Origin of the sequence: Xanthomonas sp. Leaf148 (genome assembly GCF_001423585.1) — a bacterium.
GTDB lineage: Bacteria > Pseudomonadota > Gammaproteobacteria > Xanthomonadales > Xanthomonadaceae > Xanthomonas.
The window spans coordinates 571,205-585,372 of sequence record NZ_LMOP01000008.1; the positions used below are offsets into that span (position 1 = coordinate 571,205).

Annotated in this window: 13 protein-coding genes and 1 other RNA gene; 8 read left to right on the plus strand and 6 right to left on the minus strand. The window is 66.5% G+C overall.

Annotated features, from left to right (window positions below; genetic code table 11):
• Positions 1-90 precede the first annotated feature (90 nt).
• Genes ASF90_RS07160 through ASF90_RS07170 form a run of 3 tightly spaced genes read left to right on the plus strand, consistent with a single transcriptional unit; the run spans position 91 to position 3,555 of the window.
• The gene (locus ASF90_RS07160) at positions 91-831 is read left to right on the plus strand and encodes an ABC transporter ATP-binding protein (RefSeq protein ID WP_055847770.1); all 741 of its coding nucleotides are present in this window, start codon (positions 91-93) and stop codon (positions 829-831) included.
• A 10-nt stretch (positions 832-841) separates the two neighbouring features.
• Positions 842-2,278 (plus strand): DUF3526 domain-containing protein, encoded by a 1,437-nt coding sequence (locus ASF90_RS07165; protein ID WP_055847773.1) that lies wholly within the window; start codon positions 842-844, stop codon positions 2,276-2,278.
• Positions 2,278-3,555: a DUF3526 domain-containing protein gene (locus ASF90_RS07170; RefSeq protein WP_055847775.1), complete on the plus strand. Its 1,278-nt coding sequence runs from the start codon at positions 2,278-2,280 to the stop codon at positions 3,553-3,555. Before ASF90_RS07165 ends, ASF90_RS07170 begins: the two co-directional genes overlap by 1 nt.
• Before the next feature lie 358 nt (positions 3,556-3,913).
• Here ASF90_RS07170 and ASF90_RS07175 read toward each other — a convergent pair whose 3' ends face one another.
• From ASF90_RS07175 to ASF90_RS07190, 4 genes are read right to left on the minus strand one after another with little or no spacing between them, the layout of a single operon-like run.
• Positions 3,914-4,570 (minus strand): DUF2894 domain-containing protein, encoded by a 657-nt coding sequence (locus ASF90_RS07175; RefSeq protein WP_055847780.1) that lies wholly within the window; start codon positions 4,568-4,570, stop codon positions 3,914-3,916.
• On the minus strand, positions 4,567-5,232 hold the full coding sequence (locus ASF90_RS07180) for an OmpA family protein (RefSeq protein ID WP_055847783.1): 666 nt from the start codon (positions 5,230-5,232) through the stop codon (positions 4,567-4,569). Before ASF90_RS07180 ends, ASF90_RS07175 begins: the two co-directional genes overlap by 4 nt.
• Positions 5,229-7,886: a DUF802 domain-containing protein gene (locus tag ASF90_RS07185; protein WP_055847786.1), complete on the minus strand. Its 2,658-nt coding sequence runs from the start codon at positions 7,884-7,886 to the stop codon at positions 5,229-5,231. Before ASF90_RS07185 ends, ASF90_RS07180 begins: the two co-directional genes overlap by 4 nt.
• A 10-nt stretch (positions 7,887-7,896) precedes the next feature.
• Positions 7,897-8,634: a DUF3348 domain-containing protein gene (locus tag ASF90_RS07190; protein WP_055847789.1), complete on the minus strand. Its 738-nt coding sequence runs from the start codon at positions 8,632-8,634 to the stop codon at positions 7,897-7,899.
• 441 nt (positions 8,635-9,075) lie between these two features.
• Between ASF90_RS07190 and paoC the strand changes: the two genes are divergently transcribed.
• The 4 genes from paoC to ASF90_RS07205 all read left to right on the plus strand — a co-directional run bounded on the left by paoC (position 9,076) and on the right by ASF90_RS07205 (position 12,752).
• Positions 9,076-11,289 (plus strand): aldehyde oxidoreductase molybdenum-binding subunit PaoC, encoded by a 2,214-nt coding sequence (gene paoC, locus ASF90_RS07195; protein ID WP_055847792.1) that lies wholly within the window; start codon positions 9,076-9,078, stop codon positions 11,287-11,289.
• Positions 11,290-11,508: 219 nt separating this feature from the next.
• A non-coding RNA gene (locus tag ASF90_RS21725) (sX9 sRNA) lies at positions 11,509-11,583 on the plus strand.
• 322 nt (positions 11,584-11,905) lie between these two features.
• The gene (locus ASF90_RS07200) at positions 11,906-12,118 is read left to right on the plus strand and encodes a hypothetical protein (protein WP_055847794.1); all 213 of its coding nucleotides are present in this window, start codon (positions 11,906-11,908) and stop codon (positions 12,116-12,118) included.
• Positions 12,119-12,434: 316 nt separating this feature from the next.
• Complete coding sequence (locus ASF90_RS07205) at positions 12,435-12,752, plus strand: hypothetical protein (RefSeq protein ID WP_055847797.1); 318 nt, start codon at positions 12,435-12,437, stop codon at positions 12,750-12,752.
• Between the two features lie 249 nt (positions 12,753-13,001).
• Here ASF90_RS07205 and ASF90_RS07210 read toward each other — a convergent pair whose 3' ends face one another.
• Together ASF90_RS07210 and ASF90_RS07215 are read right to left on the minus strand one after the other, a co-directional pair.
• The gene (locus tag ASF90_RS07210) at positions 13,002-13,217 is read right to left on the minus strand and encodes a hypothetical protein (protein ID WP_055847800.1); all 216 of its coding nucleotides are present in this window, start codon (positions 13,215-13,217) and stop codon (positions 13,002-13,004) included.
• Positions 13,218-13,226: 9 nt separating this feature from the next.
• Entirely contained in the window at positions 13,227-13,478 is a 252-nt protein-coding gene (locus ASF90_RS07215; RefSeq protein ID WP_055847802.1) for a YkgJ family cysteine cluster protein, read from the minus strand.
• 473 nt (positions 13,479-13,951) lie between these two features.
• Here ASF90_RS07215 and ASF90_RS23835 point away from each other — a divergent pair, with 473 nt between their 5' ends.
• A complete protein-coding gene (locus ASF90_RS23835) occupies positions 13,952-14,119 on the plus strand; it encodes a hypothetical protein (protein WP_162847470.1) in 168 nt (55 codons plus the stop codon).
• The last annotated feature ends 49 nt before the right edge of the window (positions 14,120-14,168 follow it).

The following is a 14,168-nucleotide window of genomic DNA, read 5'->3' on the forward strand; positions in this document are numbered from 1 at the left end:
CGACATGCGCGTCAACGCAGTCCAGCAACCACAAACTCAAGCAATCCGAGCTATGTGATAACGTATCACTTTGCTCGCCCACCCCATGCCATGCCCCCAAACCTGCAGCCAAACGCCGCGATTTCCATCCACGATCTGCACGTCGCCTATGCCGGGCGCGCGGTGGTGAAAGGGCTGAATCTGCACATCGCGCCCGGCAGCGTGTACGCGCTGCTCGGCGGCAACGGCGCCGGCAAATCCTCCACGCTGTCGGCGCTGCTGGGCTTCGTCAAACCCGCTTCTGGCAGCGTGCGGGTAGACGGCATCGACCCGGTCGCTGCGCCCGGCAAGGCACGCGCGCGGTTGGCGTATCTGCCGGAAAACGTCGCGCTCTACGAGCATCTGAGCGCGCTGGAAAATGCCGACTACTTGCTTGCGCTCGCCGGGCAGCGCTGCAGCCAGGCCGACATCGGCCAGGCGTTCGCGGCCGCAGGCTTGCAGCGCGAAGCCTGGAGCCAGCGCCTGGCCGGATTTTCAAAGGGCATGCGCCAGAAGGTGGCGATTGCCGTTGCCACGCTGCGGCAGGTGCCGGTGCTGTTGCTGGATGAGCCCACCTCCGGTCTGGACCCGCGCGCCATTGCCGACTTCAACCAACTGGTCAGCGGCGTGCGCGAGCGCGGCGGCGCGGTGCTGATGGTCACGCACGATCTGCTGGGTGCGGTGGACGTGGCTGACCGGATTGGATTTCTCGAAGACGGCCGCATCGTCGAAGACCTCGGCGCCGGCGACAGCGGCTTCGATGTGCGCACCTTGCACGCACGCTTTGCACGGCCACAGGAACGCGCTGCATGAGCGTGCGTGCATGAGCCCTGTGTGGTTGGTCGCGCGCGAAGAGCTGCGTTTTATGGCCCGCAATCGTTCCGCCGCCATCGGCGTGGTGCTACTGATGCTGCTGACCTTGGTGGCGGCTTTGACCGCCGCGCATCACCAGCGTGAGGTCACCGAATTCCGTGCGCGTCAGCAACAGGCCGCGCAGCAGGCCTTCGACGCGCAACCGGACCGTCACCCGCATCGGGTGGTGCACTACGGTCATTTCATCTATCGCCCGTTGCCGGCCCTGGCTGCTTTCGATTCGGGCGTGGATGCCTTCACCGGCAACAGCATGTTTCTCGAAGGTCATCGTCAGAACACCGCCAACTTTGGCGATGTGCGTCAGAGCTCGCTGCTGGTGCGCTTCGGTCAACTGACACCGGCCTTCGTGCTGCAGGTGCTGGCACCGTTGATGCTGGTGTTTCTGGGGTATGGCGCGGTGGCCCGCGAACAGGAGACCGGCACGCTGCGCGTGTTGCTGCTGCAGGGCGCCACGCGCCGGCAACTGCTCGGCGGCAAATATCTCGCGCTGGCCGCCGTGGCCGGCGTCTGTCTGTTGCCGGCCTTGGTCGGCCTGATACCGATCGCGTTGTTGCCGGGCCAGGCGGTGCTGGTCGCGCTGCTGGTGCTGGCTTATGGCGTGTATCTGCTGGTGTGGTGTGGCTTGGTGTTGGCGGTGTCGATGCTGTGCCGGCGCGGCCGCGATGCGCTGCTGGTGTCACTGGCGCTGTGGGTGTGGCTGGCCCTGCTGGTGCCGCGCGTGGCGCCGGATGTGGCCAGTGCAGCGTACCGGCTGCCCACGCGGTTGGAAACCGATGTGGCGATCCAGCGCGACCTGCGCACGCTCGGCGACAGCCACAACCCGGACGACCCGCACTTTGCGCAGTTCAAACAACAGGTGCTGGCGCGTTACGGCGTGCAACGGGTGGAAGACCTGCCGGTCAATTACAAAGGGTTGCTGGCACTGGAAGGCGAGCGGCTCACCGCCAGCCTGTTCGAGCGCTACGCGGCGCGCGATGCACGCATCCAGCAACAGCAGAATCTGCTGGTGCGCACGTTTGCCTTGCTGAGCCCGACGGTGGCGTTGCGCGAGGTTTCGATGACCCTGGCGGAAACCGATCTGCGCGCGCACGAACGCTTTCTCGCACAGGCCGAGCGTTACCGTTACACGCTGGTGCAACAGCTCAATCAGCTGCAGGCCGATGCGGTGAGCATGGCCGACGACACCGCGCAGGATGCCGGTGCCGATCAACGCAAGCGCATTGCGTCGGCGCATTGGCAGCGCATTCCGGTCTTTACCTTTACCCCGGCGTCCAATGCCGACGTCGTACGCGCGGCAGGTGCTCCGCTGGGTCTGATCGCGGCCTGGATGCTGGCCGCCTTGTGCATATTGCTGGCCGCCGGGCGGCGCGTGGGAGTGGCACGTTGATGGTGCTGTGGAAATACGAAGCGCTGTTGTTGCTACGCGCACGCGCGGCCGTGGCCGGGTTGCTGCTGCTCACCCTGCTGACGGTGTGCAGCCTGCTCTCCGGGCAGCACGTCATCGACGCGCAACGCGCCAACATCGCACGCATCGCACCGCTGCAACAGGAAGACAGCGCGGCAGTGGAAGCGTATGTCGCGCGCTCCAACGATGCCGGCAGCGCGGCGTACTACAGTTTCCACCCGACCTGGGACACGCCATCGTCATTGGCCTTCGCCGCAGTGGGCATGCGCGATGTGTCGCCGTACATCTTGCGGATACGCGCGCTGGGTCTGGAAGCGCAGATCTACGATGGCGACAGCTATAACCCCGAGCTGGCGCTGGCCGGGCGTTTCGATTACGCCTTTGTACTGGTGTTTCTGTTGCCGCTGTTCGTGATTGCGTTGCTGTTCGATCTGCGCTCCGGCGAGCGCGAGGCCGGGCGTGCGCGCGTGTTGGCCGCATTGCCAGGCGCGGGCACCGCCTTGCTGGTGCGCCGCGTGGTGGTGCGTGCGGTGGCGGTGCTGGCGTGTTTGTGCGTGCCGTTCGCGATCGCTGCAAGCTTCAATGCGGTGCCGTTGCTGCAGCAACTGGCAGTACTGGCGCTGACCTGCGCCTATCTACTGTTCTGGGTGCTGCTGGCGGTGGTGGTGGGCCGCATCCGTTGGCGGCCGGCCGCGCATGCGACAGCGCTGGCCACCTGTTGGGTGGTGCTGGCGCTGGTGGCGCCGGCCTTGGCGCATGTGGCGATCAATCAGGCAGTGCCGGTCAATCAGGGCACCGAAATTGCGCGGCTGCAACGCGAGGCGGTGAACCATGCGTGGGATATTCCTCGCCAGGCCACGTTGCAGCGGTTCTACGCAGGCAATCCACAGTGGGCGGATTCGCCGCCGATGACCGCTGCGTTTCACTACAAGTGGTATTTCGCCTTCCACGAAAACGGCGATCAGCAGGTCGCCCCGCAGGTCGCCGCCTATCGTCAGGGCTTGCTGCGCCGCGAAGCGCTCGCGCGGCGCGTGGCCAGTGTGTTGCCGCCGGTGGCGGTGCAGGCCGCGCTCACGCGGTTGGCGCACACCGATCTGCAGGCGCAACTGGCCTATCAGGATCGCATTCGCGCCTATCACCAGGCATTGCGTACGTTCTATTACGGGTACCTGTTCCGCGACCGGCCGTTTACACGCGACGACTTCCCGCGTGCGCCGCGTTTCGATGCTGCCGCCAAGCCGGCGCTGCAGGGTAGCTAGGCGCGGCTAACGAAACAATTGCGCTCCGCGCCAGACGTGCGCGGTCGATGCCCGGTGTGGCTTGCGCAACTCGCAGGCTCCGGTTCCACGCGCGCCGTCCACACTCACCCGACGATGGCTTTTTACACGCTCCCAGTAGTCGCCGGGACGTGCACATGCGTTGCGCGTCCTGGAAGGTATGCGGGGGCCTAACGATGCACCTCGATGCGATCTCTCGATCGGTCGGTGTCTCTATCAGCCGCGTAGACGATGCAGCGTCGGCGGCTCGATCAAGATGCTTTGACGCTAGCGCAGCAGTGCCGCGTGACATGTGGTGGTGAGTAAATACCTTGCACAGTGAATGACACAAGCACCGCAATCACCCAGCGCTGCGCCGCTTCGAGGTGCCACTACGGCTGCGCTTCTTGCCGGCGGCCAGCGGTGCGGCCGTTTCGTCGGCCAGCACGCCGCCGTGTTGCATCTGCTCCAGCCACGACAACGCATCGACATAGCCGAGGAAGTGCTGCAGATAGCCGGGCGAGCGTTCGCGCATCAGGGTGATGCAGCGATGCACCAGCACGCTGGAATTGAGTGGGCCGGCATCCTTGGGGGCGTCCTGTAGCGATTGACGCACCTGGCTGGCAGTGCGCACCGTGGTCCAGGTGCGGCGGAAATCGTCCAGCGCCGGCAGCTCCGGAAACAGCTGCGCATCGGCGGCCGCGGTCTTTCTGCTGTCCACTTCCATCAACGCGGCGTGGCCTGCCAGCTGGTCGGTCAGGGCACCGAGCGGGCTACGCTGCGTTGGCTGCGACGCAACGCTGGGCTTCGTGCCGCGCGCAGTTTTCTTGACGGTGGCTGCATACGCATCGACCAGGCCGGCAAGCGTTTGTTCCAGTACCGCACGCACTGCATCGGCCTGCGTTTCGGCACGCGTCGCCAGGGTCTGCATCAGATGGAAGCGCACCGGGTCCAGCCGATCGGCGCCCTGGCTGCGCCAACGCTCCAGGCGCGCGCGTGCGGATGCCGGTGTGCTCATCGTGTAGCGGGGGCCTGCGTGGGCGCGGCGCGCTGCGCACCGGATGGGCGCGCGATCGGGGCGATCTCCACACGGCGATTCTTGGCGCGGCGCGCCTCGTCGGCGTTGGAGTCCACCGGTTGCTGCGCGCCGAACGCCGCAGCGAACACCGATGCGGCCGGCACGCCTTCGGCGATCAGTGCACGGGTCACGGTGAGTGCGCGCTGCGCGGACAATTCCCAGTTGTCGGCGTAGCGGCGGTTGCCGCCCAGCACCGGGCGGTCGTCGGTAAAGCCGCTGACCATCAGCAGTTCCTCGCGCGCGCTCAGATACTGCGCCAATGGCGCCGCAAGCGACTTCAACACTTCGCGTCCTTCCGGCTGCAGTTGATCGGAGTTAAACGCAAACAGCACGTTGCCGCGAATGCCGATGCGACCATCGACCAGGGTGACGCGGCCGGCAGCCAGCGGCGCGGCCAGCGCCTGTTCCAGGGTCTTGCGGCGCTGCGCTTCGGCCTGGCGCTGTTTGACCTCCTGATCGAGACGGCTGGACAGCTGCAGCTGCACGCCGATCACCCCGACCAGGATCAGCACGAACGCGCCCAGCAGCACCGACATCAGGTCGCCGAATGCGGCCCAGATCGGGGTGCCCGATTCGCCGTCGCTTTCGATCTCGTCGCTCATGCCGGCTCCGCTGCGCCGGCATCGCTGCGGCGGCCCTCAAGCTGGCGCAGTTCTTCGATGATCTGCTTCTGCGACAGCATGCTGAGGTCGACCACTTCACGCGCCTGCGCGACGTAATACGCCAGCTGGTCGTCGCTGCGCGCCAGCGAAGCATCCAGTGCGGTGGCCACGTGTTGCAGACGTTCGTTGAGCTCGCCGGTGGAGCTGCTGAACAACTGCACCGCCATGCCGAAGGCTTCGCCGAGGCTGGCCACTTCCACCGCGCTGCCACTGACGTGCGCGGCCACCGCGCCGAGCTTGCCGGTTTCGCTGCCGATCTGTTCGGTGAGTTGGCTGCCCACGCGCTGCAGCAGATCTGCCGAGGTGGTGACCAGCGCATCGACGGCTTCGCGTTGTTCGGTGGAGGCGTGATTGACCGCGTTGAGCAAGGTGTCCAGCGTGGCCAGCAGGCGGCTGCGTTCTTCCAGCATGGCGGTGTCGCGCACCATGCTTTCCGACAGGTTCTGGCGCAGCTCGGCCACCACATCGGCCGCGGCCTTGGGCGCTTCGGAGGCGATCTGCATCAGGCGCGAGACCTCGGCAATCGTGGCGCTGGTTTGCGCCTGCGCCTGCGTGGACAGTTCGCTGGCAGTGCTGGCCAGGGTGTCGCAGATGGCCTGCTGTTGCTGGGTGACGCGCTCGCCGGTCTGTTCCCACTGCGTGGCCAAGGTGGCGCTCATCGCGGTGAAGCGCTCGCTCCACACTGCAAGACGCTGCGCATCGCGCGCTTCCAGCGCGGCCTGCAGCTCGGTGTGCGAGTGCTGCAAGGTGCCGACCAGGTCTGCGGCATGCGTATCGAAGCTGGCGGTTGCGGCGGCCAGCGCGTTCTGGTGCTGGGTGGCCAACGCGGCGCTGGCGTCTTGCTGTTGTGCCAGCGCGTCGCTCCAGGCAGTGGCGGTCTCGCTGCTGGACTGCTCCATGCGCTTGGACACCGCATCCACCAGCGCGTTTGAACGCGCATCGAAGGTGCTGGCGAACTGCGTCAGTGCATTCTGCAAGTCGTGCGTGAGCGTGTGATTGGCGCGCTGCTGCTCGGCCACCGCAGCGGTCCAGGTGGCTGCCGTGGCGGCGGTGCTGGTCTCAAAGCCGCTGGTCAAGCCGTCCAGCTGCTGTTGCACCGCCTGCTGCACGCCGTGCTGCAACGTGGTGGTCTGCTCGGCAAGCTGTTCCAGCGTGGCCTGCAACTGCGTGCCGAGCGACTGGGTGGTGCGTTGCTGTTCGGCAAGCACCGACGCCCAGGTGTCGGCGTTGGCGGCGGTGCTGCGCGCAAAGCCGTCATCGAGTGCGCGCAACTGTTGCTGCACGGCGGTGCCGACGCTGTCCTGCAGGGCGCAGTTGCGTTGCTCGACCTGCGCCAGCATGGCTTGCATCTGCTCGATGAGCGCCTGCTGCGCGCGCTCCTGCGCGGCCAGTGCCGCCTGCCAGTGCTCGGCCGCAGTGCGTGCGCTGTCCTTGAAGCCGGCGTCGAGGCCATGCAGTTGCTGCTGCACCGCTGTGCTCACGCCCTCCTGCAATGCAGTGGTGTGCTGGGCGATCTGCGTCAGCGTGGTCTGCAGCTGCGTGTCGAGCGCCAGCTGGGCGTGTTCCTGCGCGGCAAGCGCGGTGGTCCACTGTTGCGCGGCGCTGCTGGCACTGCGATCGAATCCGCTGCTGATGCCGTCCAGCTGCTGTTGCACAGCCTGGGTAAGCTGCGCGTGCAGCGCGGCGGTGTCGCGCGCGATGCTGGCCATGGTGGTCTCCATCGCCGGCTGCAATGCCGCGCCAACCGCGCGCGCGCTGTCTGCCACTCCGGCCTGCAGCGATTGCTCCATCGAGGTGGCCAGCCGCGTGTAGGCGGCTTCGGTTCTGGCATGGAACTCGGCCTGCTGTGCGGCCAGACGTTCGTCGGCGGCAATGCTCTGCTGCTCGATGCTGCCCATCAATGCCTGCAGGCGATCGATCAACGCCGGCATCAACGCGCTTTGTTGCTGCTGCAGCTTGAACACTTCACCGCGCTGGTGCGCATCCGAATGCGGATGCAATTCGGAGGCGATCTTCAGATCCAGCCGCTGCACGGCCTGCAGTCGCTCGCGGCGGCACAGCGCCGACAACAGACCCAGCATGGCCGAGGTGGCAACACCGGCGATGGAGGTGCCGAAGGCGAATGCCAGGCCTTCCACCGGTGCCGCCAGCGAGCCGCGAATGGCCTGCAGGTCGGTGGCGCTTTGCAGCGCAAACCCGGTGCCCTTGAGCGTGGCCATCATGCCGAGCAGGGTGCCGAGCATGCCCAGCAATACCAGCAGACCGACCAGATACGACGTCAGCACCGGCGCCGGCAACGCCACACGCGCACCCTGGATGCGCAGACGCACCGCATTGCGCAGGCTCGGGTGCAACTGCTCCAGCCACGCGTCCAGCGCCGACGGCGCGGCGGTGAGCCCGGTCACTGCGGTATCCAGCGTGGCGCTGGCCTGACGATAGCGATACAGCTCCAGCGCACCGGCGAGATAACACGCGCCGATCAGCGCCGCGACGCAGGCACCCAACGGGTTGTTACCCAGATAGCCGAACCCGACCCAACAAACCGCCAACAGGCCGACAAGAAACACACACACGTGTACAAGAGTTTTGAACATGACGTCCCAGTTAGCGGGTACGAAGCGCTGCAAGCAGGCCTTCGATCGGGTGAAAACGAACATCCAGTTCGGCGAGCAACACGCTCTGCATGTCTTTGCGAAATACATCCAGCCAGCCATCGGACACCGCGCGCGGCGCGATCTCCTGATCGGTTGGCGCGCTGTGCGCATACGCGGCCTCGCGCAGGCGGTCGAAATGCGTGCCCAGCAGGCCCGGCACGGTGTTCAACAAGGTCTGCTCGCGCGGGCTCAAGGTCAGCTCCATCACCGCATCCACTTCGGCCAGCCGTGCCATGTCGCTGGACACCAGCGCCAGCAGGTCGCGCAGCCGCCCACGCAGATCGCCGGTGGCGGTGCGCATGGCACGTTGCATCGCCAGGTAGTGCTGCCGGAACGGCGCGTAGTCGGGCACCGGCGGCGCTGCCTCCGTGTCCGTCGTAGCGCGCGCCTCGTTGCGCAACCGCGCGACCAGCGCATCCAGATCGGCCACGCTGCTGGTCGCCAGGCCAGCGCGCACGCGGGCGCAGGCGTCGGCATCGAGCGGACGCGGTTCTGGCAGGTCGTCGGTCTCGGGCAGCTTGCCATCCAGCGCCTTGGACACGGCCACGGCGCGTGTCCAGTCGATCCACTGGCTCAGCCGGTCGGCCAGCGCATGGTTGGACTGGGCGACGCGGACATCGCTGAGGCGTGCGAGCAGGCGAATGAACGCCGGGCCCGAGAGGGGCGCCCGTGGAGCAGCTTTCGCCATTGTTCCGGTCAAAGACCGCGCATTTTACACGGGAATGACAGCGGGTCGGCCGGCGACACCAGGCGTGCGCTGCGGTGGCTGGTGACGTTCATGGTTGGGCACAGAACTGCGGTCAGGGTGGTATTCGGGAGTCGGGCGATGGCGGCAGGTGACTGGCCGGAGCGTTGTCAGCGCAGACGGCCGCTGCAATCGGTCGAGCCGGCAGCGTCAGGTGAGACGGTTGCGGCGCCTGCGCTTGCGCCGATTCATGAACGATATTCATGACCGCATGCCGCCTACATGGCAACGCGCGGCGCGCGGGTTTGCTACAACCACAGCAGAGCAGCCGGCGCCCGCCATGCAAGGCTGCCGTCGCGCGCCAGGCACTAGATCGCCGGATCTGACGCCATCGCAGACCTGCCGCTGCGGCGCAGGCCGCCCGCACCCCTCAGGAGCATCCGCATGAAGTTCGACACTCCCGCAGGACCCAACCCCAGCGACCAACTCAAGGTGCTGGGCCAGCCGGTCGACCGCGTGGACGGGCCGCTCAAGGTGACCGGGCAGGCCCGCTACGCCTATGAATGGCACGACCAGCCCGGGCAGATGGCATACGGCTACATCGTCGGCGCGGCGATCGGCAAGGGCCGTATCACCGAGATGGACACCGCCGCCGCACGGGCGGCGGCCGGGGTGATTGCTGTGCTCACCTACCAGAACGTGCCCACGTTGGGCACCGGCGAGTTCTACGTGCAGCGGTTTCTGGCAGCGCCGCAGGTGGACCACTACCACCAGGCGGTGGCCGTGGTGGTGGCCGACACCTTCGAGCAGGCCCGTGCGGGTGCGGCGCTGGTGCGGGTGCGTTACGCGCGCGAGCGCGGGCAGTACGACCTGGCCGCCCAGCAGGCCAGCGCCCCGGTGGCGCCGCAGGCCCCGTTCGGTGGGCCGCCACAGACCGCACAAGGCGATTTCGCCGCCGCCTATGCCGCCGCGCCGTTCACCGTCGATGCCACCTACCGCACCCCCGACCAGGCGCACGCGATGCTGGAACCGCACGCCACCATCGCGCGCTGGGAAGGCGAGCAGCTGATCTGCCACACCGCCATCCAGCAGATGAACTGGGGCACGCGCGATCTGGGCAAGGCACTGGGCGTGCCGAAGGAGCGCATCCGGCTGCTGTCGCCGTTCATTGGCGGTGGCTTTGGCGGCAAGGGCACCGCGCAGGCGGATCTGGTGCTGGCCGCGCTGGCTGCGCGCATCACCGCACGGCCGGTCAAGCTGGCCCTGCAGCGTCCGCTGATGTTCAACAGCACCATCCACCGGCCCGCCACCATCCAACGCCTGCGCCTGGGCGCCACCGCCGACGGGCGGCTGACCGCGATCGGGCATGAGAGCTGGTCGGGCAATCTGCGCGGCGGTCGCAGCGAGCCGGCCACCTTGTCCACCCGAGCGCTGTATGCCGGTGCCAACCGGATGACTGCGGTTCGGCTGGCGGTGCTGGATCTGGCCGAAGGCAACGCCATGCGCGCGCCCGGCGAGGCGCCGGGGATGATGGCGCTGGAAGTGGCGATGGACGAACTGGCCGAACGCGTGGGCATGGATCCGGTACAGCTGCGCATCGTCAACGACACCCAGGCGGACCCGGAACAGCCGCAGCGCCCGTTCTCCACGCGGCCGTTCGTGGCCTGCCTGCGCAGCGGCGCGCAGCGCTTCGGCTGGTCGCAACGCAATCCCACCCCCGCCAGCGTGCGCGATGGCCGGTGGCTGATCGGCATGGGCATGGCCAGCGCCATTCGCGGCGCGCCGATCTCCAAGGCCGGCGCGCGTGCGCGGCTGGACCGCAGCGGCACGCTGACCATCGAAACCGACATGACCGATATCGGTACCGGCAGTTACACCATCGTGGCGCAGACCGCGGCCGAACTGCTCGGCGTGCCGCTGCAGCAGGTGGTGGTGCGGCTGGGCGATTCCAGCTTTCCGGAAACGCCCGGTTCGGGCGGGCAGCAGGGCGCTGCCTCGGTCACTGCCGGGGTCTATGCCGCCTGCATGCAGCTGCGCGAGACAGTGGCACAGCGCCTGGGCATTGCCGCAGACCAGGCCCGGTTTGCCGATGGCATGGTGCACGTGGGCGGCCGCGCCATCCCGCTGGCGCAGGCCGCCGAGCATGGCGAGCTGGTCGCCGAGGACGCCATGGAATACGGCACGCTCAAGCAGCAGTACGCGCAGCAGACCTTCGGCGCGCACTTTGCGCAGGTGGCGGTGGACGCCGACACCGGCGAAATCCGCGTGCGCCGGCTGCTGGCGGTCTGCGCGGCCGGACGCATCCTCAATCCCAAGACCGCGCGCAGCCAGGTGATCGGCGGCATGGTGATGGGCGTGGGCGCGGCGTTGATGGAAGAGATGGCGGTGGATACGCGGCTGGGCCTGTTCGTCAATCACGACCTGGCCGGCTACGAAGTGCCGGTGCATGCGGATATTCCGCATCTGGAGGCGCATTTCATCGACGAGGTGGACCCCACCATGTCGCCGCTGAAGGCCAAGGGTGTGGGCGAGTTGGGCTTGACCGGCGTAGCGCCGGCGCTGGCCAATGCGATCTACAACGCCACTGGTATCCGCGTGCGCGACTATCCGATCACGCTGGACAAGCTGCTGGCGCAGCTGCCGCGCAGAACGGGGTAAGTGCAGAAAAAAAAAGCGGTGTGGCGCCGGCCGGTGTATGCACCGGCGCCAATGCCGTCAGCGAGCCATCGCGCGTTGGGTTGGCGATGGAGGCGATGCATCAAGCCGCGGACGCATGCATCCATGCGGTAGCTGCTGTGCGTGCGATCGAGCGCACCTGACACTGCGCGCAACTAACAAAACTAAGGTGCTCATCGCCAGGCATGCGCGGCCCGTGTTCGGTGCGCATGTACCTGCAGTTCTGAGCGCGCCATCCGCACCCACCTGACGACTGCTCGCGACGTGGTGTTAGTCGCTTTGATTGGAAGTTTTCCGCATCGATACCGATGCAGGTCGGGCAGCGCCAGATCACCTGCCATGTGTGTCTCTGACGACCGTGTGCCGGTGATCGCACACTGACGAGCACGACCGTGCAGTTGAGCTGTGCACTGCTTTACGCAGTATAAAAACCGTGCCGTTGGGCGAGACTGGGCGCGATGGACACACTGTTCCAGCTGCCTCTGTACGTGTTTCTCTAACCAGTTCAGGTTGTCGCGCACTGTCGCCGAATTACTTCTGTTTTGTAAGGTGAACGGGTATAAGCTGCCGGCCGGGGAACACCCCAACGAGGAACGCAATGGACCACTCCGACATGCAAGTGTCCGATCTGCTGGTCTTGGAGCTGCAAGGGTTCCACGACGCCTATGGCAGTGGACCGGACTTCTGGGACGCTTATCAACGCATCATGGGCGTGGCGGCGCAGGCCGGCGGCAACATGATCAATCTGGCCAACGAAATGGCCTCACTGGCACAAGGGCTCGGCGCCATCGATCGCGCGCAGCTGCTGTAACTGCTTTTCGCGGTCTGGTACTGGCGTGCGGCTGCCGCCACTGCACCGTGCACGTTGTGCCACCGTCGCATGCGTGACGATCCGCGTGCTCACCTCATCTTTCTATCGTTTTCACGCACGCCTGCTGTTCGCATTTTTACGGTTGACGCATCGATGGCACGTTCGTGATCTTCGCCGGTCACGCAGTGTCGGTCGGGGCGCTATCGCAATGCGCTGGGCAGTGGAGATGCGACGCGCCTGCGTTGCCCGCCAATGCAGCGGCGCCCCCAACCCGTGCCGGATGCGGTAATCCGGCACCTTGTTGAGGAGCCAAGGTGTGAGCGAAACAGTCGAAGGCGTGCGTGTGCATCTGGTTGGCGGCCCGCACGATGGGCAGATGCTATGTGGCACATCATTGCCGGGCGTGATGCTGCCGGCGGGGTATCGCATGACGCCCTGGCCGGGCGGCCAATCCGGCATTCATTGGCACCGTGAGCTCAATCTGGCTTGCGTGCATGGGGCGCTGGCGGCAGATGAGGTGTATGCAGCGCTGGGTTCGCAATGGCGTCGCTATCTGGCGACACGTCGGCAGCAAGCCGCCGCAGGCAAGGGCGCCGACGTGACCAACGGGTGCGCGAAGACGGCGCTGGCGTGATGACGGTGGCGCCGGCCGAGTGCGCCGCTTTCTACGTGAGACACACACTTCTGTCCAAGCGGAGAACGCGCAGCGTGTTGGCTGTGGAGCGGTCGTGTGCATGCGGCGGACGGGCGCTAGACAAGGCGCGGTCGATTCACTGACTCAAGGATTCGCGGGTCTGCGTGTGGTGCGACATCCGCAGCGAATGCTCGGCGTTAAAGGCGAACGCAAGCGCAAGCACAATGCCGTGCGCTTGGCAGGTGAGGCTTACTCCGCGTCGGCGGGCGCTTTGGCCGGTGTGACCACGGCATTGTCTGGCGCGCCGCGCTTCTTCTCGCGGCGCAGCGGCGTGTCGCCCAGGCGCTCAATCGCGCCACCGGATTGCTGAAACGCTTCCAGGTCGGCAGCCAGACGCTGTTCGGACAAACGCGGCTTGCCCGGTTGGTTGCTCACGGTCATCGACTGGCGGCGGGAGTTATTCATCGCGAATCCTCATGCGTTGTAGAGCGTCAAGGGGATGCCCCGCCGGCGCTGATCGTCGTAGGTGGCACGCACGTCGCGGCAGTACGGGCCGGACATGACAAAACGCCGACAGATCGCCGGGCGCGTTTCATAGATCGAGCAACACATGCGCGCGGAATCGATCGCCACGCACCAACCTTCCTCATCGCGCGCCATCACGTGCCAGCCTTGCGGTGTCACGCTGGTCAGATGCTCGGGGATACGGTCGGTTGGATCGACCATGACGGTGAGCCGGCAACAGACGGCATCGCAGCGTTCGCAGAGATTCTTGATGGAAAAGGCCAGATTGAAGTGAAGGCGACACCGGGCTCCGGCCGCACTTGCACCATACACCCTGCGCGCGGCCGGATGTGAACCGGCGCCCGCAGGTCCCGCTCTGACCGCGCACCAAGGGACGTGCGGGCTGAGCGGCGCGTCTCGGCGAGTTGCCCGCCGGCAGCAACGCACGCCGGCGACTCGGCAAAGCGCGGATGCACCGAGATGACTGGCGGCATTGGCGCCTGGACGCGCCGCTTGATCGATGCAGGTGACTCGCTGTGCTGACCTTGGTCGTCACGGTCGCTAAGCAACTGGCCTGAAGAACAGGCCCGCGCCGCATTGCCTTTGTCACGCCGGTGCGAAGACGGGTTTCACTTGTGCCATCGATGGCGCGCCGTAGCGTGGTGGTGTCCATAGCACGCATCAGGAGCACCGCCATGAATACATCCAGGCAGCATCCATCCGCGCACGACCAGCCCGCAGGTCACGACCAGGACCACAGCGCCAAGCAGAAGCAGGACGCGCTGCAGGACGAGGCGGCGGAAGAAACCTTCCCGGCCAGCGACCCGGTATCGCCGTTCGTGCCGGCCAAACCGCTGGACTGAGCGCGGCGATTACGACACCCCAGCTGCTGAGAAGTGATGAACGCTGGTG